The sequence below is a fragment of the Amycolatopsis australiensis genome, assembly GCF_900119165.1.
GTDB lineage: Bacteria > Actinomycetota > Actinomycetes > Mycobacteriales > Pseudonocardiaceae > Amycolatopsis > Amycolatopsis australiensis.
In genome coordinates this window covers 7,129,690-7,152,122 of record NZ_FPJG01000006.1, presented here as the reverse complement: position 1 = coordinate 7,152,122, position 22,433 = coordinate 7,129,690, and the positions used below count along the sequence as shown (strand labels likewise).

General features: G+C 74.9%; 1 protein-coding gene and 1 pseudogene. Both read left to right on the top strand.

Going from position 1 to position 22,433, the window contains the following annotated elements; all coding sequences use genetic code 11:
* The first annotated feature begins 13 nt into the window (after positions 1-13).
* Positions 14-4,537: a type I polyketide synthase gene (locus BT341_RS34450; RefSeq protein ID WP_425426500.1), complete on the top strand. Its 4,524-nt coding sequence runs from the start codon at positions 14-16 to the stop codon at positions 4,535-4,537.
* A gap of 136 nt (positions 4,538-4,673) precedes the next feature.
* Positions 4,674-22,370, top strand: a pseudogene (locus BT341_RS47010) (type I polyketide synthase); the annotation flags it as partial.
* Between the last annotated feature and the right edge of the window lie 63 nt (positions 22,371-22,433).

Below are 22,433 nucleotides of genomic sequence, written 5' to 3'. Positions count from 1 at the left end.
GGACAACGGCACCCTGCGCGACTACCTCCGGCGGGCCACCACCGAACTGCGCGAAGCCAACCGGCGGGTGCGCGAATTCGAAGAACGCGACGCCGAGCCGATCGCCGTCATCGGGATCGGCTGCCGGTACCCCGGCGGGATCACGTCGGCGGACAGCCTGTGGGACCTGGTGGCGGCGGGCGGTGACGCCGTCACCGACCTGCCGGGCGACCGGGGCTGGGACCTCGACGCGCTGCTCGCGCCCGGGGCCGCGCCGGACAAGCCCGGCACCACCTACTCGCGGGCCGGCGGCTTCCTGCACGACGCCGCGGAGTTCGACGCCGGCTTCTTCGGCATCAGCCCGCGCGAGGCGATCACGATGGACCCGCAGCAGCGGCTCGTGCTCGAAACCTCGTGGGAGGCGTTCGAGCACGCCGGCATCGATCCGATGTCGGTACGCGGCAGCCGCACCGGGGTCTTCGTCGGGGCCGCGCCCTGCGGGTACGGCACCGGCCGCCGCACGGAGGCCGCGACCGCGGAAGGGCACCTGCTGACCGGCAACGCCACCAGCGTGGTGTCCGGCCGGCTCGCCTACACCTTCGGGCTGGAGGGCCCGACGGCCACCGTGGACACGGCGTGTTCGTCGTCGCTGGTCGCCCTGCACTGGGCCCGGCACGCCCTGCGCCAGCGGGAGTGCTCGCTGGCGCTGGCGGGCGGGGTCACCGTGATGCCGACCCCGGCGGTCTTCCTCGCCTTCAGCAGGCAGGGCGGGCTCGCGCCGGACGGCCGGTGCAAGGCGTTCGGCGACGGCGCGGACGGCTTCGGCCTCGCCGAGGGCGCGGGCATTCTGCTGCTCGAACGGCTCTCCGACGCGCGGCGCAACGGACACCCGGTGCTGGCCGTGCTCCGCGGCTCCGCGATGAACTCCGACGGCGCGTCGAACGGGCTCACCGCCCCGAACGGCCCGTCCCAGCAGCGGGTGATCACCCAGGCGCTGGCCGCGGCCCGGCTGTCGGCCCACCAGGTCGACGCGGTCGAAGCCCACGGCACCGGCACCCGGCTCGGCGACCCGATCGAGGCGCAGGCGCTGATCGCCACCTACGGCCGGGGCCGCGACCCGCGGCGCCCGCTGTGGCTGGGTTCGGTCAAGTCCAACCTCGGCCACACCCAGGCCGCGGCCGGCGTGGCGAGCGTGATCAAGGTGGTGCAGGCGATGCGCCACGGCGTGCTGCCGCGCACCCTGCACGCCGACGTGCCGAGCACCCGGGTGGACTGGCCGGACGGCACCGTGCGGCTGCTCACCGAGGCCACGGACTGGCCGGACACCGGCGAACCCCGCCGGGCCGCGGTGTCCTCGTTCGGGATCAGCGGCACCAACGTGCACGCCGTCTTCGAAGCGGCGTCCCCGGCGCCCGAGACGCCCGCGCCCGCCGTGTCCGGCCCGGTGCCGCTGGTGCTGTCCGCCCGGTCGGCGGCCGCGCTGCGGGCGCAGGCCGGCCGGCTGCGCGAGCGGCTGCTGGCCGCGCCGGGGCTCGACCGGGCCGACGTGGCGCACTCCCTGCTGACCGGCCGGGCCGCGCTGGACGAACGTGCCGTCGTCGTCGGTGCCGACCGGGACGCGCTGCTGGCCGGCCTGGCGGCGGTCGCCTCGGGCGCTTCCGCGGCGAGCGTGCTGACCGGCTCGGCCGGGCCGGGCAAGACGGCCTTCCTGTTCTCCGGACAGGGTTCGCAGGCGCTGGGCATGGGCCGGGACCTGTACGAGCGGTTCCCGGTGTTCGCCGAGGCCTTCGACGAGGTGTGTGCCCGGTGGGATTCCCCGGTGCGGGACGTGCTGTGGGGCTCCGATGCCGAGCTGCTGAACCGGACGGTGTTCGCGCAGGCCGGGTTGTTCGCGGTCGAGGTGGCGTTGTTCCGGTTGCTGGAGTCGTTCGGTGTCCGGCCGGACGTCCTCATCGGACATTCGATCGGGGAGCTGGCGGCGGCGCACGTGGCCGGGGTGTTCTCGCTGGCTGACGCGTGTGTGCTGGTGGCCGCGCGGGGCCGGTTGATGCAGGCGCTGCCCGAAGGCGGGGCCATGCTCGCCGTGCAAGCGTCCGAAGAGGACATCGGCCCGGTCGTCGCGGAGCTGCCCGGGGTGTCGGTGGCCGCGGTCAACGGCCCCGAAGCCGTGGTCGTCTCCGGGGACGTCGACGCCGTCGAGGCGGTCGCCCGGTGGGCGGGGGACCGCAAGACGAACCGGTTGAAGGTGTCGCACGCGTTCCACTCGCACCGGATGGACCCGATGCTGGCCGGGTTCGCGGCCGTCGCGTCCACTGTGGAGTACCACGAACCGCGGCTGCCGATCGTCTCCACGGTCACCGGGAAGGCCGCGAGCGCCGAACTGTGCTCGGCCGGGTACTGGGTGGACCAGGTGCGCGGCACGGTCCGGTTCGCCGACGCGGTCGGCGTCGCCGCCGCGGACGGGGTGACCCGGTTCGCCGAGGTGGGGCCGCAGGGCGTGCTGGCCGCGGCGGCCCACGGCGTGCCGGGCGCGGCCGGCGCGCTGGTCACGGCGACCCAGCTGGCGGACCGTGACGGCACCGCCACGCTGCTCACGGCCTTGGCGCGGGCGCACGTGCACGGGGTCGCCGTGGACTGGGCACCAGTGCTCGGCACCGCCCGGAACCGGGTGGACCTGCCGACCTACGCCTTCCAGCGGGAACGGTTCTGGCTGGACTCGGCCACCGGCCCTCGGGCGGGCACCTGGCGCTACCGGGCGACGTGGCAGCCGGTCCCGGACCGCGCGGCCGAGCTGTCCGGGGAGTGGCTGCTGCTTTCCGACGGCGGGTCCGCGGACCTGGCGACCGCGCTGACGGACGCGGGTGCCGGCGTCCGTCAGGTCGTGGTTCCGGCGGGGGCCGACCGAGCCGAGCTGGCCGAGGCCGTGGCGGGTGACTACGCCGGGGTGCTGGTGGCCCTCGACGTCGTGCACACCGCCACCGCGGTGCAGGCGCTCGGCGATGCCGGGGTGACCGCGCGGGTCTGGGCGGTGACCCGCGACGCGATGGCCGTCGACGGGCCCGGCGACCCGGACGCGGCGGCGGTGTGGGGGCTGGGCCGGACGATCGCCCTCGAGCTGCCCGACCGCTGGGGCGGGCTGGTGGACGTGCCCGCCGAGCTGGACGAGCGGACCGGGCCGCGCTTGGCCGGGGTGCTCACCGGCGCCGAAGACCAGGTCGTGGTGCGCGAATCCGGCGTCCGCGGGCGGCGGCTCACCCGGCTGGGCGGCGTACCGGGCGGCGACTGGACCCCGGACGGGACCGTCCTGATCACCGGAGGCACCGGAGCCCTCGGCGCCGAGGTGGCGAAGTGGGCCGTGGCGCGGGGCGCCACCCGGCTGCTCCTCCTCAGCCGCCGCGGGCCTGACGCTCCCGGCGCCGAGGAACTGCGGGCCGAGCTGTCCGGGGCCGACGTCCGGATCGTCGCCTGCGACATCGCCGACCGCGAAGCGCTCGCCGAGGTCTTGGCGGGCGAACGGGTCACCGCGGTCTTCCACACCGCGGGCGTGCTCGACGACGGCGTGGTCGACGGGCTCACGCCGGCGCGGTTCGCGACCGTGTTCCGGGCCAAGGTGACCGCCGCCCGGCTGCTGGACGAGCTGACCCGTGACCACCCGGTCTCGGCGTTCGTGCTGTTCTCCTCGCTGGCCGCCACGATCGGCGGGAGCGGGCAGGGCAACTACGCGGCCGCCAACGCCCACCTCGACGCGCTCGCCGACCAGCGGGTCCACAATGGACTTCCGGCGCTGTCGGTCGCCTGGGGCGCGTGGGCGGCGGCCGGGATGGCCGCCACGGGCGCCGCGGCGGAGCGGGTGGAGCGGGGCGGGATCGCCGCCATGCGGCCGGAAGCCGCACTGCGCGAACTCGGCAGGCTGATGGCGGCCACCGGGACCGTGACCGTGGCCGACGTCGACTGGCCCCGGTTCGCGCCCGCGTTCGCCGCCGTGCGGCCGAGCCCGCTGCTCACCGGCGTCCCGGAAGCCGCGCAGGCGATGGCCACCGAGGCGGACGCCGGCTCGCAGGCCGAGCGGCTGCGTGCCGCGTCGGCGGCCGAGCGCGGCCGGCTGCTGCTCGACCTGGTCCGGGCGCAGGCGGCCGCCGCGCTGGGACACGCGTCGGCGGGGGCCATCGCGCCCGGCCGGGCCTTCCGCGACCTGGGCTTCGACTCGCTGACCGCGGTCGAGTTCCGCAACCGGCTCGCCGCGGCGACCGGGGTCGCGCTGCCCGCGACCGCGGTGTTCGACCACCCGACGGCCACCGCTCTCGCCGGCCACCTCGAAGCCGCGTTCGGCGGAGACCCGGCCGAAGCGCTGCTCGAGGACTACGAACGGCTCGAAGCGGCGCTGCTCGGCGTCCCGGGATCCGAGGCGGCCGCCCGGATCGTGCTGCGGATGCAGAAACTCACCACCGCGTTGAAGGACAGCAGGCCCCTCGACGAACCGTCGGCGGTCCAGGACGTCGCGTCGGCCACCGACGAAGAGATGTTCGAGCTGCTGGGCAAGGAATTCGGAATCTCGTGATCGCGCTCGCCGGTGCCGGTGAAGCTGGGAAGAGGACCTGCGGATGACCAACGAAGAAAAGCTCCGGCACTTCCTGAAGCGGGCGACGGCCGACCTGCAGGACGCGCACCAGCGGCTTCGGTACTACGAGGCCAAGGACGCCGAGCCGATCGCCGTCGTCGCCATGAGCTGCCGGTTCCCCGGCGGCGCCGACACACCGGAAGACCTGTGGCGGCTGCTGGATTCCGGCGGCGACGCGATGAGCGCCTTCCCGGCGGACCGCGGCTGGGCGGACGCGCCGGGCAGCTACGTGCGCGTCGGCGGGTTCGTCCACGACGCGCCCCGCTTCGATCCCGAGCTGTTCGGCATTTCGCCGCGCGAGGCGCTGTCCATGGATCCCCAGCAGCGGCTGCTGCTGGAGACGGCGTGGGAGGCGTTCGAGCGGGCCGGGATCGACCCGCTTTCGCTGCGCGGCAGCCGCACCGGCGTGTTCGCGGGCAGCAACGGCCAGGACTACACACACCTGCTGGCCAACGCGGCGGACGACACCGCGTTGTTCGGCGGCACCTCGGTCGCGGCCAGCGTGGTGTCCGGCCGGCTGTCGTACCTGTTCGGGCTGGAGGGCCCGGCGGTGACGGTGGACACGGCGTGTTCGTCTTCGCTGGTGGCCCTGCACATGGCGGTGCAGTCGCTCCGCTCCGGCGAGTGTTCGCTGGCGCTGGCGGGCGGGGTGACGGTGATGTCGACGCCCGGAACCTTCGTGGCGTTCACCGAGCAGAACGGGCTGGCCGCCGACGGCCGCTGCAAGGCCTTCGCCGACGAGGCGGACGGCACGGGCTGGGGCGAAGGCGTCGGTCTGCTGCTGGTCGAGCGGTTGTCGGACGCCCGGCGCAACGGCCACCCGGTGCTGGCCGTGGTCCGCGGATCGGCGGTCAACCAGGACGGCGCGTCGAACGGGCTCACCGCGCCGAACGGCCCCTCGCAGCAGAGGCTGATCCGCCAGGCACTGGCCAACGCGCGCTTGACGGCCGACGAGGTCGACGCGGTGGAGGCCCACGGAACCGGCACCCGCCTGGGCGACCCGATCGAGGCACAGGCATTGCTGGCCACCTACGGCCAGGACCGCGACCGGCCGCTGTGGCTGGGTTCGATCAAGTCGAACATCGGCCACACCCAGGCCGCGGCCGGTGTGGCCGGCGTGATGAAGGTGGTGCTGGCGCTGCGGAACGGCAGGCTGCCGAAGACCCTCCACGCGCAGACGCGATCGTCGCAGGTGGACTGGTCGGCGGGAGCGGTCGAGCTGCTGACGGAGGCCCAACCGTGGCCCCAGGGCGAGCGGACCCGGCGGGCGGGCGTGTCGGCGTTCGGTGTCAGCGGGACGAACGCGCACGTGATTCTCGAGGAGGCACCGGCGGATGAGCTGGCCGGTGCTGCCGGGGCTCTTGGGCCGACCAGGGCCGCCGAGTTGCTCGAGGGCGCCGGGCCGGCTGGTGCCGCCGAGCTGCCCCAGGGCGCCAAGCGGGCTGGGTCGGTCGGGTTGGCCGGTGCTGCCGGTATTGCCGAGGCCGCCGGGCCGGTCGAGCGCGTCGAGGCTGGTTCGCCGGTGGTGCCGTGGGTGCTGTCGGCGAAGTCCGCGGCCGGGCTGCGGGCGCAGGCCGGGCGGCTCGCCGCGTTCGGATCCCTGGCCTCCTCGCCCTCCGATGTCGGGTTCTCGCTTGCCACCACCCGTGCCGCGCTGGACCACCGGGCCGTGGTCGTCGGCGCGGACCGGGCCGAACTGCTGGCCGAGGTGGCCGCCGTGGCCGCCGGCGGGCCCGGCGCGGCCTCCGGTGTCGTCGCCGAGCTCGGCGCGGGTCCCGTGCTGGTGTTCCCGGGCCAGGGTGCGCAGTGGGTCGGCATGGCGGTCGAGCTCCTCGATTCCTCGGAGGTGTTCGCGGCGAGGTGGGCGGAGTGCGAAGCCGCCCTGTCCTGCTTTGTGGACTGGTCGCTCACCGAAGTGGCGCGTTCCGATGACCCCTCGGTACTGGAGCGGGTCGATGTGGTGCAGCCGCTGCTGTGGGCGGTGATGGTGAGTCTCGCTGAGCTCTGGCGGTCGGCGGGGGTCGAGCCGGCCGCGGTGATCGGTCACTCCCAGGGTGAGATCGCCGCCGCGGTGGTCGCCGGAGCACTGTCCACAACAGACGGCGCTCGCGTGGTTGCCTTGCGGGCGAAGGCGATCACCGACCTGGCGGGTACAGGCGGAATGCTGTCTGTTCCGCTGCCGGTGGCCGAAATCGAAGCCGGGCTGGATCCGCGGTTGGGTGTGGCGGCGGTGAACGGCCCGTCGGCGACCGTGGTCTCCGGCGAGATCACCGCTCTCGACGAGGCGCAGGCGGCCTGGGAAGCCGAAGGCGTCCGTGTCCGTCGGGTGCCGGTGGATTACGCATCACATTCGCCTCAGGTCGAGGCGATCCGCGAGCGGATCTTGAGCGACCTGGCCCCGGTCAGTCCGTCCAGCGTGGACACGGTCTTCTTCTCGACGCTGACCGGCGAAGCGATCGACACGGCCGAGCTGACCGCCGACTACTGGTACCGCAACCTCCGGGCCACGGTGAAGTTCGAGCAGGCAACCAGGGCCGCGATCACGGCCGGGCACGCGGTGTTCGTCGAGAGTTCAGCGCACCCGGTTCTCACCGTGGGCCTCCGGCAGACCCTCGACGACCTCGAAACCTCGGGCACGGTGGTGCCGACGCTGCGCCGCGACCACGGCGACCTGCGGCAGCTGTACACCGCGTTCGGCGAGGCCTACGTCCGGGGCGTCCCGGTCGCCTGGGAGGAACTCACCCCCGGCCGGCGGGTCGACCTGCCCACCTACGCCTTCCAGCGACGGCGGTTCTGGATCGAGACCAGGAAAACCACGGAGACCACGGCCGACGCGCCGTTCTGGGACGCCGTCGAACGCGCCGACCTCACCGCCCTCGCGGACACCCTCGGCCTGGCCGGCAGTGAGCCCCTCCAGGCCGTCGTGCCGGCGCTGTCCGCGTGGCACCGCGAGCGCCGGGACGGCTCGCTCGTCGACGGCTGGCGCTACCGGATCACCTGGAAGAGCCTCGGCACCCCGGCCGCCCGGCCGTCCGGTACCTGGCTCGTGCTCGACGACGGCGGCGACCTGCCTGCCCGGGCCACCGCCGCACTGACCGGCGCCGGAGCCGCGGTCGTCCGGGTCGGGACGGCTCCCGGCGAGGACCGGGCCGGACTGGCCGGGCGCGTCGTCGAGGCTCTGGACGGCACCACCCCGGCGGGCGTCGTCTCCGCGACCGGGCTGACCGGCACGGTCGCCGCCGTGCAGGCACTCGGTGACGCCCGGGTCACCGCGCCGCTGTGGTGCCTGACCCGCGGTGCCGTCGCGGCCATTCCGGACGAGACCGTCGCCCACCCGGAACAGGCCCTTGTCTGGGGCTTCGGGCGCGTGGCGGGCCTGGAGCACCCCGAGCGCTGGGGCGGTCTCGTCGACCTGCCCGCCGGTGACGCCGACGTCGACGCCCTGCTCGTGGCCGCGCTGGCCGGTGCGAGCGGCGAGGACCAGCTCGCCGTGCGCGCGTCCGGGCTGTTCGGCCGCCGGCTCGTCCGCGCCCCGCGGACCGGGCCGGCACCCGCACGCTGGCGGCCGTCCGGGACCGTGCTGGTCACCGGCGGTCTCGGCGCGCTCGGCGCCCACGTCGCCCGCCGGTTGGCCGCCGACGGTGCCGAGCACGTTGTGCTGCTGAGCCGCCGCGGCCCGGAAGCGCCCGGCGCCGAAGAGCTCCGCGCGGAACTGGCCGCGTCGGGGACGCGCGTGACGATCGCCGCCTGCGACGTCGCCGACCGGGACGCCCTCGCCGCCGTGATCGCCGACGCCGGACCGCTCTCCGCGGTCTTCCACACCGCCGCGGCCCTCGACGACGGTTTCGTCGACGCGCTCACCGCCGACCGGATCGGCCGGGTGCTCGCCCCCAAGCTGCGCGGCGCGGTGAACCTGCGGGAACTGACCGCCGGACACCCGCTCTCGGCCCTGGTGTTCTTCTCGTCGATGGCCGGCACCTTCGGCGCGTCCGGGCAGGGCAACTACGCCCCTGGCAACGCGTTCCTCGACGCCTACGCCCAGGCGCTGCGCGCCGAGGGCGTGCCCGCGACCTCGATCGCCTGGGGCACCTGGGCGGGCGCGGGCATGGCCGAGTCGGGCATCGGCGAGCTCGCCCGGCGGCACGGCATCCCGGAGATGGCCCCGGACCGTGCGCTCGACGTGCTGCGGCAGGCCATCGAAGACGGTGACGCCGTGCTCGGCTGCATCGCCATCGACTGGGACCGCTACTACGTCGCCTACACCGCGCGCAGCGCCACGAAGCTGTTCGACGAAATCCCCGAGGTGCGGCGCCTGACCGCCCCCGCGGCCGAGGTGGACGGCGGGTGGGCCGCCCGGCTCGCCGGCCGGGATCGCGCCGGTCAGCTGCGCCTGCTCACCGAGCTGGTCGGGGTGCAGGTCGCCACCGTGCTCGGGTACGCCTCGGGCGGCTCGGTCCGCGACGACCAGGCGTTCACCGACGTCGGGTTCGACTCGGTGACGGCGGTCGAGCTGCGCAACCGGCTCACCGCGGTGACCGGGCTGAAGCTGCCCGCGACACTGGTGTTCGACCACCCGACCCCGTCGGCGCTGGCGAAGCACCTGCGCGACCGGCTGGCGGGTGCCGAAGACCGATCGCCGTCCGACGCCGCGCCGGCGCCAGTGGCCGACGAACCCATCGCGATCGTCGCGATGGCCTGCCGGTTCCCCGGCGGCGTCGAGTCGCCGGAACAGCTGTGGGCGTTGCTGGCCGAGGGCCGGGAGGGCATCGGCCCGTTCCCCGCCGACCGCGGCTGGGACTCCGACGGCGAAGGCGGGTTCCTCACCGACGCCGCCGGGTTCGACGCCGGGTTCTTCGGGATCTCGCCGCGGGAGGCGCTGGCGATGGATCCGCAGCAGCGCTTGCTGCTGGAGGTGGCCTGGGAGACGCTGGAGCAGGCGGGCATCGACCCGGCCGCTCTGCGCGGCAGCCGGACCGGCGTGTTCGCGGGCACGAACGGCCAGGACTACGTGTCGCTGACCGCGCACACCACCGAGGACATCGCCGGGTACATCGGCACCGGCAACACCGCGAGTGTCCTTTCCGGACGGATCTCGTACGCCTTCGGGTTCGAGGGACCGACCGTGACGGTCGACACGGCGTGCTCGTCGTCGCTGGTGGCGATGCACCTGGCCGCCCAGGCGCTGCGGCTGGGCGAATGCCGCCTGGCGCTGGCGGGCGGGGCGACCGTGATGGCGACCCCGGCGCTGTTCGGCGAGTTCTCCAAACAGGGCGGCGTCGCCGCGGACAACCGCTGCAAGGCCTTCTCCGACACCGCCGACGGCGCGGGGTTCTCCGAAGGCGTCGGGCTGGTGCTGCTGGAGCGGCTTTCGGACGCCGAGCGCAACGGGCACCCGGTGCTGGCGGTGGTCCGGGGTTCGGCGGTGAACTCCGATGGCGCGTCCAACGGCCTGACCGCCCCGAACGGCCCGTCCCAGCAGCGGGTGATCCGGCAGGCGCTGGCCAACGCCGGACTGTCCACCCAGGACGTCGACGTCGTCGAGGCGCACGGGACCGGGACGAGTCTCGGTGACCCGATCGAAGCCCAGGCGCTGCTGGCGACCTACGGGCAGGACCGGGAACACCCCCTGCTGCTCGGGACCGTGAAGTCCAACCTCGGGCACACCCAGGCCGCGGCCGGGGTGGCCGGGGTGCTGAAGGTGGTGCTGGCGCTGCGCCACGGGGAACTGCCGAGGACCTTGCACGTCGACGCGCCCTCGTCGCACGTCGACTGGTCGGCCGGGGCGGTGGAGCTGCTCACCGAGGCCCGGCCGTGGCCGGCCGCGGGCCGCCCGCGGCGGGCCGGGGTGTCGTCGTTCGGGATCGGCGGCACCAACGCCCACCTCGTCATCGAAGAGGCGCCGGAGACCGAGCCCGCCGCCCGGCCCGCACCCGGCGGCCGCGTGCCCTGGGTGCTGTCGGCGAAGTCTGAGCCCGCGTTGCGGGCCCAGGCCGCGCGGCTGCGTACGCACCTGCTCGCCGAGCCGGACCTCGACCCGCGCGATGTCGGGCACACGCTCGCCACCGGACGCGCCGGGCTGGACCACCGTGCGGTGGTGGCCGGGGACCGGGAGGCGCTGCTGTCGGGGCTCGCGGCCGTGGCTGCCGGTGAGCCGGCGGCGCACGTGGTGTCGGGTTCGGTGAAGCCGGGCCGCACCGGGTTCCTGTTCTCCGGCCAGGGTTCGCAGGTGCTCGGGATGGGCCGGGATCTGTACGGCCGGTTCCCGGTGTTCGCCGAGGCTTTCGACGCGGTGTGCGCCCGCCTGGGCGCTTCGCTGCGGGACGTGCTGTGGGGCTTCAACGCCGAGCTCTTGAACCGAACGGTGTTCACCCAGGCCGGGTTGTTCGCGGTCGAGGTCGCCCTGTTCCGGCTGCTGGAGTCCTTCGGTGTGCGGCCGGATGTGCTGGTCGGGCATTCGATCGGTGAGTTCGCGGCTGCGCACGTGGCAGGGGTGCTGTCGCTGGATGACGCGTGTGCGTTGGTGGCCGCGCGGGGCCGGTTGATGCAGGCGTTGCCGGAGGGTGGGGCGATGCTGGCGGTGCAGGCCACGCCGGAGGAGATCGCCCCGGTGCTGGGTGATGGTGTGGCGCTGGCGGCGGTGAACGGTCCGGATTCGGTGGTTGTCTCCGGTGATGTGGACGCGGTCGAGCGGGTTGCCGGATGGGCGGCGGGTCGCAAGACGCGTCGGTTGAAGGTGTCGCATGCGTTCCATTCGCATCGGATGGATCCGATGTTGGCGGAGTTCGCCGAGATCGCGTCCACTGTGGAGTATCACGAGCCGGAGCTGCCGATCGTGTCGACGCTGACCGGTGAGCCGGTCACCGAGTTCGACGCGCGGTATTGGGTGGATCAGGTCCGGGGGACCGTCCGGTTCGCCGATGCCGTGGCGGCCGCGGGCGCGGGGCGTTGGGTCGAGGTGGGCCCGGGGGCCGCGCTGGCCGGGCTGGTCGAGGGAGTGGCGGTCCAGCGGGCTGATCGTGAGGGAGTCCAGGCGTTCTTGACCGCGCTGGGCCGGTTGCACACCGAGGGCGTCACCGTGGACTGGACGTCGCTGTTCGGCGACGCCCGCCATGTCGACTTGCCGACCTACCCGTTCGAGCACCAGCGGTTCTGGCTCGAACCCGCCGGTCCCGCCCTCGACCCCGTCGAGGCCGAGTTCTGGGCCACCGTCGACCGCGAAGACCTCACCGCTCTCTCCGGCACCCTCGCCCTCGACGACGAAGCGCCCCTGCGCGCCGTCGTGCCCGCGCTCGCCTCCTGGTGGCGCAACCGGCGGGACGGCGCGGCGAGCCGAGGGTGGGGCTACCGCTTCCGCTGGCAGCCGCTGCCGCCCGCCCGCGCGACGCTGTCCGGCCGGTGGCTGCTGCTGTCCCACGGTGACGAACCGGACCTGGTCGCCGCGCTCACCGCCGACGGCGCCGAGGTCGAGCACCGGCGGGTGGCGGCCGGCGTCGAGCCGGTCACGGCCGACGGGCTCGCCGGGGCCGTCCTCGCTCTGGGCGTCGCTACCACGGCGGCCGCGCTGCCGGTGATCGACGCGCCCGGGGCGAAGATCTGGGCCATCACCCGTGGTGCCGTGTCCGTCGGCGACGACGACGCCTTGACCAACCCCGACGGCGCGTTCGTCTGGGGACTGGGCCGCACCGCCGCCCTCGAGTACCCCGACCGCTGGGGCGGCCTGATCGACCTGCCGCCCGTGCTCGGCGACCGCGAGGCCGCGCTGCTGGCCGCCACGCTGAGCGGCACCGAGGACCAGGTCGCCGTCCGCGCGGCGGGCGCGTACGCGCGCCGGCTGGTCCACGCCGCTCCGGCCGGCGCCGAGGACTGGCAGCCGGACGGAACGGTCCTGATCACCGGCGGCACCGGCGCACTGGGCGCGCAGGTCGCCCGCTGGGCCGTCGGCCTGGGTGCCGGGCGCGTCGTGCTGCTCAGCAGGCGCGGCGAGAACGCGCCGGGTGCCGGAACCCTGCGGGACGAGCTCGTCGCGGCGGGCGCCGAAGTCCGGATTGCCGCCTGCGACGTCGCCGACCGCGCCGCGCTCGCCGAAGTGCTGGCCACCGAGCGGATCACCGCCGTCTTCCACACCGCGGCCGTCCTCGACGACGGCGTCATCGGCGGGCTCACCCCGGACCGGCTCGCCGCGGTGCTCCGCCCGAAGGCCGTCGCCGCGCGCGTGCTCCACGAGACGACCCTCGACCACCCGGTTTCGGCGTTCGTGCTGTTCTCGTCGCTCGCCGGGGCCCTCGGCGCGCCGGGACAGGGCGGCTACGCGGCCGCGAACGCCTACCTCGACGCGCTCGCCGAGGAACGCGCGCAGGCCGGGTTGCCCGCCACGTCCGTGTCGTGGGGGGCCTGGGCCGGAGACGGGATGGCCGCCGGCGGGCTCGCCGGGCAGCGCGTCGCCCGCGGTGGCCTCACGCCGATGGCGGCCGGGCCCGCGCTGCGGGCGCTCCGGCGGAGCCTGGGCCGGGACACCTGCCCGGTGATCGCCGACATCGACTGGCCGCGGTTCACCGCCGGGTTCACCGCGGTGCGGCCGAGCCCGGCGTTGCGTACCGTGCCCGAGGCGCGGCAGGCGCCCGGCGCCGGGACGCCGGCCGCCGGCCTGCTGGCCGGGCCGGGCGCCGAAGACCGGCTCCTCGAGCTGGTCCGCGGCCGGGCGGCTGCCGTGCTCGGGCACGACTCCGCCGCCGCGATCGCCCCGGACACCGCGTTGCGTGACCTCGGCTTCGATTCGCTCACCGCGGTCGAGCTGCGGAACCTGCTCGGCGCGGCCACCGGCCTCGCCCTGCCCTCGACCGTGGTCTTCGACTACCCGACCGCGGCCGCGCTGGCCGGGCACCTCGCGAGCGAGCTGCTCGGCACGCGGGCCGGGACCGCGGTCGAGACGGTGGCCGCGACGGACGAGCCGGTGGCGATCGTCGGGATGGCGTGCCGGTTCCCCGGCGGCGTGGCTTCGCCGGAGGACCTGTGGGACCTCGTCGCCGCTGGCGGCGACGCGATGCGGTCCTTCCCCGCGGACCGCGGCTGGGACCTGGGCAAGCTGCTCGGCTCCCCGGGAGCGGCCGGCACGTCGGCCACGGGCGAAGGCGGCTTCGTCACCGGCGCGACCGACTTCGACCCGGCGTTCTTCGGGATTTCGCCCCGCGAAGCGCTGGTGATGGACCCGCAGCAGCGGCTGCTGCTGGAAGCGTCGTGGGAAGTGCTCGAGCGGGCCGGGATCGACCCCGGCACCCTGCGGGGTGGCCGCGTCGGGGTTTTCGCCGGGACCAACGGCCAGGACTACGCGGCCCTGGCGGGCACCGCGCCGCAGGACGCGGCCGCCTTCCTGCCGACCGGGAACACGGCGAGCGTGCTCTCGGGCCGGGTGTCCTACGCGTTCGGGTTCGAGGGCCCGGCGGTCACGGTCGACACGGCGTGTTCGTCGTCGCTGGTCGCCATGCACCTCGCCGGGCAGGCGCTGCGGGCGGGGGAGTGTTCCCTCGCCCTGGCCGGAGGCGTGTCGGTGATGGCGACGCCGAGTGCGTTCATCGGTTTCTCCCGCCAGAACGGCCTGGCCGCCGACGGCCGGTGCAAGGCGTTCGCGGATGCCGCCGACGGCACGGGCTGGGGTGAGGGTGTCGGTGTTGTGCTGCTGGAGCGGTTGTCTGACGCGCAGCGGAACGGGCATCGGATCTTGGCGGTGGTGCGGGGTTCGGCGGTCAATCAGGATGGTGCGTCGAATGGCTTGACCGCGCCGAACGGCCCGGCGCAGCAGCGGGTGATCCGGCAGGCGCTGGCGTCCGCCGGACTGTCCACAACGGATGTCGACGTCGTCGAGGCGCACGGGACCGGGACCAAGCTCGGCGATCCCATCGAGGCGCAGGCGCTGATCGCGACCTACGGTCAGGAGCGCGAAACCCCCTTGCTGCTCGGCTCGGTGAAGTCGAACATCGGCCACACGCAGGCGGCGGCCGGGGTCGCCGGGGTGATCAAGGTGGTCCAGGCGATGCGGCACGGCGTCGTCCCGAAGACCCTGCACGTCGACCGGCCGACGTCCGAAGTGGACTGGTCGGCCGGCGCGGTGGAGGTGCTGACCGAGGCCCGGGACTGGCCGGAGACCGGCCGGGCCCGCCGCGCGGGCGTGTCGTCGTTCGGGGTGAGCGGCACCAACGCGCACGTCATCGTCGAGGCCGTTCCCGCCACGCCGCCGGAGCCGGCGGTGGCGGACGTGGTGCCGGTGGCCTGGGTCCTGTCGGCCAAGACCGCCGATGCGCTGCGAGCGCAGGCGGACCGGCTCCACGCCCACGTCTCCGCCCACCCCGGCGTGCCCGCGGCGGACCTCGGCCTGGCCCTCGCGGCCACCCGCGCCGCCCTCGCCGAACGCGCGGTCGTGGTCGGGGACCGCGAAGCGCTGTCGGCCGGGCTGTCGGCACTGGCTGCCGGCGAGCCGGCGGCGAACGTGGTGTCGGGTTCGGTGACTTCGGGCCGGGTCGGGTTCCTGTTCTCAGGGCAGGGTTCGCAGGCTTTGGGCATGGGCCGGGATCTCTACGGCCGGTTCCCGGTGTTCGCCGAGGCTTTCGATGCGGTGTGCGCGTGTCTCGATTCCTCGTTGCGGGACGTGCTCTGGGGCACGGATGCCGAGTTGCTGAATCGGACGGTGTTCGCGCAGGCCGGGTTGTTCGCGGTCGAGGTGGCGTTGTTCCGGTTGTTGGAGTCGTTCGGTGTGCGGCCGGATGTGCTGGTCGGGCATTCGATCGGTGAGTTCGCGGCCGCGCATGTCGCCGGGGTGCTGTCGCTCGATGACGCGTGTGTGCTGGTGGCCGCGCGGGGCCGGTTGATGGACGCTTTGCCGGCGGGCGGGGCGATGCTGGCGGTGCAGGCCACGCGCGAGGAGATCGCCCCGGTGCTGGGTGATGGCGTGTCGCTGGCGGCGGTCAACGGCCCGGATTCGGTCGTCGTCTCCGGTGACGTGGAGGCTGTGGAGCGGGTTGCCGAGTGGGCGGCCGACCGCAAGACGCGCCGGTTGAAGGTGTCGCACGCGTTTCATTCGCATCGGATGGATCCGATGCTGGCGGAGTTCGCCGAAATAGCGTCCACTGTGGAGTATCACGAGCTGGAGCTGCCGATCCTGTCGACGTTGACCGGTGAGCCGGTGACGGCGTTCGACGCGCGGTACTGGGTCGATCAGGTGCGAGGCACGGTCCGGTTCGCCGATGCGGTGGCCGCGACGGGGGCCGCGCGGTTCGTGGAGGTCGGGCCGGGTGCGGTGCTGGCCGGGCTCGTCGACGGGGTGGCGGTGCAGCGCGCCGGCCGTGACGGGGTCGAGGCGTTCCTGACCGCGCTGGGCCGGCTGCACACCGACGGCGTCGCCGTGGACTGGACGCCGGCCTTCCCCGGTGCGCGCCCGGCCGACCTGCCGACCTACGCCTTCCAGCACCAGCGCTTCTGGCTCGACCCGGCCCCGGCCGACGACTGGCGCTACCGCGTCACCTGGACCGCCATCGGCACGACCGCGAGCTCCCCGCGCGGCCGGTGGCTGCTGCTGCACGCCGATGGCGAAGGCGACGACGTGGCCGAAGCCCTCGCCGACGTCACGCGGATCGCCGTCCCGGCCGGCACCGGGCGCGCCGCCCTCGCCGGACGGCTCGGCGGGGAATTCGACGGCGTGGTCGTCGTCCTCGACGCCGTGACCACCGCGATCGCCGTCCAAGCCCTCGGCGACGCCGGGATCGACGCCCGGATCTGGGCCGTGACCCGCGGCGCCGTCTCGACCGGGCCCGGCGACCCGCTCACCGACCCCGGAGCCGCGATGGTGTGGGGCCTCGCCCGGACCGTCGCCCTCGAACAACCGGACCGCTGGGGTGGCGTGGTCGACCTGCCCGGCACCCTCGACGAGCGGGCCGCCCGGCTGCTCGTCGCCGCGCTGACGGGCGCCGAAGACCAGGTCGCCGTCCGGAGTTCCGGCCTGTTCGCCCGGCGCCTGGCCCGGAGCGCGAGCGAACCGGGCGAAGACTGGGCGGCCGGCGGCACCGTCCTGATCACCGGCGGTACCGGCGCGCTCGGCGCCCAGCTCGCCAAGTGGGCGGTCGGGCGCGGCGCCCGCCGGCTGGTCCTGCTGAGCCGTCGCGGTGACGACGCGCCGGGCGCGGCCGGCCTCCGCGCCGAGCTGGCCGGCGCCGAAGTGCGGATCGTGGCCTGCGACGTCGCCGACCGCGACGTGCTCGCCGCGGCACTGGACGGCGAGGAGATCACCGCGGTGTTCCACACCGCCGGCGTCCTCGACGACGGCATCCTCGGCAGCCTGACGCCGGACCGCTTCGAAACGGTCCTGGCGCCCAAGGCCCACGCCGCCCGCCACCTGCACGAACTCACCGCCGGGCACCCGGTGCGGACCTTCGTGCTGTTCTCCTCGGTGAGCGGCACGATCGGCGCGGCCGGCCAGGCCGCCTACGCCGCGGCGAACGCCTACCTCGACGCGCTCGCCGAACACCGCACGCAACACGGGCTCCCGGCGACTTCGGTGGCGTGGGGCGCGTGGGCCGACGGCGGGATGGCCGCCTCGGCCGTGGTCGAGCAGCGGATGGCCCGCGGCGGCATGCACGCCATGGCGCCGGACCGCGCGCTGCGCGAACTCACCGCGGTGGCCGGCGCCGGCGGCGCGATCACCGTGGCCGACCTCGACTGGAGCCGCTTCGCGCCCGCCTTCACCACACTGCGGCCGAGCAAGCTGTTCGACGGCGTCCCCGAAGCCGCCCGTGCCCTGCGCGAGCACCGTGCGGCGCCCGGGAACGCGGCGCTGCGGGCCCGGCTCGGCGAAGCGCCGGAAGCGGCCCGGCCGCGGATCCTGCTCGACGTCGTCCGGTCGCAGGCCGCCGCGGTGCTCGGCCACGCGTCGGCGGACGCGGTCAGCCCGGGCGCGGCGTTCCGCGAACTCGGCTTCGACTCGCTGACCGCGGTCGAATTCCGCAACGCACTCGGCGCGGCGACCGGCCTCGCCCTGCCCGCGACGCTGATCTTCGACCACCCGACACCGGCCGCGCTGGCCGGGCACCTCGCGGCCGAACTGCTGGGCACCGGCGCCGGCCCCGCGGTCGAGACGGTCGCCGCGACGGACGAGCCGGTGGCGATCGTCGGGATGGCGTGCCGGTTCCCCGGCGGGGTGTCGTCCCCGGAAGACCTGTGGGAACTCGTGGCCTCCGGCGGGGACGGCATGGGCCCGTTCCCGGCCGACCGCGGCTGGGACCTGGCGGCACTGGCCGGCGGCGGCCGCGGCACGAGCTCGGTGGCCGAGGGCGGTTTCGTCGACGGCGCCGGCGAGTTCGACGCGGGCCTGTTCGGCATCTCGCCGCGGGAAGCACTGGCGATGGACCCGCAGCAGCGGCTGCTGCTGGAAGCGTCGTGGGACGTGCTGGAACGCTCCGGGTTCGACCCGACGTCGTTGCGCGGCAGCCGGGTCGGTGTCTTCGCGGGCACCAACGGTCAGGACTACGCGGCCCTGATGGCCCGCGCCCCGGAAGATGCCGAGGCCTACCTGGCCACCGGCAACACGGCGAGTGTCCTTTCCGGACGCATCTCGTACGCGTTCGGGTTCGAAGGTCCGGCGGTCACGGTCGACACGGCGTGTTCGTCGTCGCTGGTCGCCATGCACTGGGCGGCCCAGGCGCTGCGCGCCGGGGAATGCTCCCTGGCGCTTGCCGGCGGGGTGACGGTGATGGCGACGCCGAGTGCGTTCATCGGTTTCTCCCGCCAGAACGGCCTCGCGGCCGACGGCCGGTGCAAGGCGTTCGCGGATGCCGCGGACGGTACCGGGTGGGGTGAGGGTGTCGGTGTCGTGTTGCTGGAGCGGTTGTCGGATGCCCAGCGCAACGGGCATCGGATCCTGGCGGTGGTGCGGGGTTCGGCGGTGAACCAGGATGGTGCGTCGAATGGCTTGACCGCGCCGAACGGCCCGGCGCAGCAGCGCGTCATCCGGCAGGCGCTCGCCGCGGCCGGACTGTCCACTCAGGACGTAGACGTCGTCGAGGCGCACGGGACCGGGACCAAGCTCGGCGATCCGATCGAGGCGCAGGCATTGCTGGCGACCTACGGTCAGGAGCGGGAGACGCCCGTGCTGCTGGGGTCGGTGAAGTCGAACATCGGGCACACGCAGGCCGCGGCGGGGGTGGCCGGGGTGATCAAGGTCGTCGAGGCCATGCGGCACGGCGTCGCGCCCCGGACCCTGCACGTCGGCACCCCGTCCTCGCACGTGGACTGGTCGGCCGGGGCGGTGGAGGTGCTGACCGAGGCCCGGGACTGGCCGGAGACCGGCCGGGCCCGCCGCGCGGGCGTGTCGTCGTTCGGGATCAGCGGCACCAACGCGCACGTGATCCTCGAGCAGGGGCCGGCCGAGCCCGCACCGGAGCTCGAGCCGGCCGCCGGGCCGTGGCTGCTTTCGGCGAAGACCGGACCGGCGTTGCGGACGCGGGCGGCCCGGCTGCGGGCGTCGCTGACCGGCCGGGACGACCTCGGCGGGGTGGCCCGGACCCTGGTCGCCACGCGGGCCGGGCTGGACGAGCGGGCCGCGGTGCTCGGCGACGGCCGGGAGTCCCTGCTGGCGGGCCTGGCCGCGCTGGCGGCGGGCGAACCCGCGGCGAACGTGGTCCGCGGCCGGGCCGCCGACGGGCAGCTCGGGTTCCTGTTCTCGGGCCAGGGTTCGCAGGTTTTGGGGATGGGCCACCAGCTGCATGAGCGTTATCCGGTGTTCGCCGAGGCTTTCGAGGGGGTTTGTGCGCGGCTGGATGTGGAGCTGGGTGGTTCGCTGCGGGAGGTGTTGTGGGGCTCCGATGCCGAGCTGCTGAACCGGACGGTGTTCGCGCAGGCCGGTCTGTTCGTGGTCGAGGTGGCGTTGTTCCGGCTGTTGGAGTCGTTCGGGGTGGCGCCGGATGTGTTGATCGGGCATTCGATCGGGGAGCTGGCGGCGGCGCACGTGGCCGGGGTGTTTTCGTTGGCTGATGCGTGTGTGCTGGTGGCGGCTCGTGGCCGGTTGATGCAGGCGTTGCCCGAGGGTGGGGCGATGCTGGCCGTGCAGGCGTCCGAGGTGGACATCCAGCCGGTGCTGGACGGCGTGTCGCTGGCGGCGGTCAACGGTCCGGATTCGGTGGTGGTGTCCGGCGATGTGGAGGCGGTGGAGGCGGTGGCCGCGTGGGCGGCGGGCCGGAAGACGAACCGGTTGAAGGTGTCGCACGCGTTCCACTCGCACCGGATGGACCCGATGCTGGCCGAATTCGGCCGGATCGCCGCGACGATCGCCTACCGCGAGCCGAGGATCCCGCTCGTCTCCACGCTGACCGGCAAGCCGGCGGCCGGCGAACTGTGCTCGGCCGCGTACTGGGTGGACCAGGTGCGCGGAACGGTCCGGTTCGCCGACGCGGTGGCCGGAGCGGTCGCCGACGGGGTCACCCGCTTCGCGGAGGTCGGGCCGGGTGCGGTGCTGGCGGGCCTGGCGCCCGGGCCGGCGGTGGCGACCCAGCGCACGGACCGCCCGGGTGCTGCGGCGTTCCTCGCCGCACTGGCCCGGCTCCACACCCTCGGCGTGGCTGTGGACTGGCGCCCGCGGTTCGGCGACCGGGCCGTCCGGCCGGTGGACCTGCCCGGCTACCCGTTCGAGCACGAGCGCTACTGGCTGGACGCACCACCACGCCGAACGGAACCGGACGACACCTTCTGGGCGGCGATCTCGGGCGAGGACATGGAGGAGCTGGCGGGCAGCTTGGACCTCGACGGCGAGGTGCTGCGGAAGGTGGTGCCCGCGTTGGCGGGCTGGCGCCGCGACCGGGCCGCGGCATCCGGAACGTACCGGGTCACGTGGTCACCGGTCCCGGAGCCGGCGGACACGGTATTGAGCGGTCGCTGGCTGGTGGTCGGCGGCGCACCTCAGGAGGCGGCTGCGACGGTGCCCGGCCACGGGCTGGTGGCCGGCGAAGGCGGGTCGTTTGGCGGTGGGCTGGTGGCCGGCGACGGCAAGCCCCTCGGGGATCTGCTCGCCGCCCTCAACCGCCACGGTGCGGAAGCCGTGGCCTGCCACCTCGATCAGCTCGCCTCCGAGATCAACGCCGGACCGGTTGCCGGCGTGCTCGTCGCGCTCGATGCTCCCGGCCTCGCCGCCGTTGTCCGAATCCTGGGCGAAGCGGCCCCCGGCATCCGGTGCTGGGCCGTCACCCGCGCCGCGCCGGCTGTGACCGCGGCCGACCTTCCCGATCCCGCTCAGGCCGCGGTCTGGGGTCTCGGCCGGACCGTCGCGCTGGAGTCGCCCGCCCGCTGGGGTGGGCTGGTCGATCTGCCCGCCACCGTGGACGAGCACGCGGGCCGGGTGCTGGCCGGCGTGCTCGCCACCGGCACCGAAGACCAGATCGCGATCCGGCGCGCCGGCCTGTTCGGGCGGCGCCTCACCGAGGCGCCCACCCTGCCCGCCGACGAATGGACGGCGGACGGCACCGTGCTCGTGACCGGCGGCACCGGGGCGCTCGGCGCCCGCGTCGCCCGCTGGGCAGCCGGCCGCGGCGCGCGCCGGATCGTGCTGGTGAGCCGGCAGGGCGAGGCCGCCCCCGGTGCGCCGGAGCTGCGCGCCGAGCTGGTGTCGGCGGGCGCCGAGGTCCGGCTCGCGGCCTGCGACGTCGCCGACCGCGACCAGCTGGCCGCCGTGCTCGCGGACGAGGAGGTCACCGCCGTCTTCCACACCGCGGGCGTGCTCGACGACGGCATCGTGGACGGGCTGACCCCCGAGCGGTTCGCGAAGGTCTTCGCACCCAAGGTGACCGGTGCGGTGCTGCTCGACGAGCTCACCCGCGCGCACCCGGTCTCGGCGTTCGTGCTCTTCTCCTCGATCGCGGGCACGGTGGGTGGTCCCGGGCAGGGCAACTACGCGGCGGCCAACGCCGTCCTGGACGCGCTCGCCGAACAGCGGCGCCGCGCCGGGCGGCCGGCGCTTTCGGTGGCGTGGGGACCGTGGGCCGAAGCCGGGATGGCCGCCTCCGACCTGGTCGGCGGCCGGATGGGCCGCGGCGGCGTCGGCGCGCTGGACCCGGAGGCCGCGCTGCGCGTGCTCGCCCGGGCCGTGCCGGTGGGTGGTTCGCTGGTGGTCGCCGATCTCGATTGGGCGAAGTACGCGCCGGCGATCACCGCGGCCCGGCCCAGCCGGTTGTTCGACGGCATCCCGGCGGCCCGGCGCGCGCTGGCGGCGGCAGCGGCCGAACCCGCCGTGGCCGAGGAGCCCCTGGTCGCGCGGCTGGCCGGTGCGGCGCCGTCCGACCGCGACCGGATCGTGCTCGACCTGGTCCGGAAGCAGGCGGCCGCGGTGCTCGGCCACCCGGATGCGGACACCGTGCCCGCCGACCGCCCGTTCCGCGAGCTCGGCTTCGATTCGCTCACGGCGGTCGAGTTCCGCAACCTCCTCGCGGCGGCGTCCGGCCTGACCCTGCCGGCCACGGTGGCCTTCGACCACCCGACACCGGCGGCACTGGCCGCGGCGCTGGCCGCCGAGCTGGCCCCCGACGGCACGTCACCACTCGACGAGCTCGACCGGCTCGAAGCGGTGCTGGCGGCGGCGGAGCCGGACGACCTCACCCGCAGCCGCGTCACCGTCCGGCTCCGGGCGTTGCTCGCGGGGTGGTCGGGCGGTGCGGGCGAACCCCCGGCGGCCGCGGGCGCGAGCGAGATCGACTCGGCGACCGACGAGGAGCTGTTTGCGCTGATCAGGGAGGACCTCGGCCAGTGACGCCGCTAGGGGCACCGTAGGGGTTGTTGCCGAAGAACCGTCCGGATAGATTTTCCTACACTG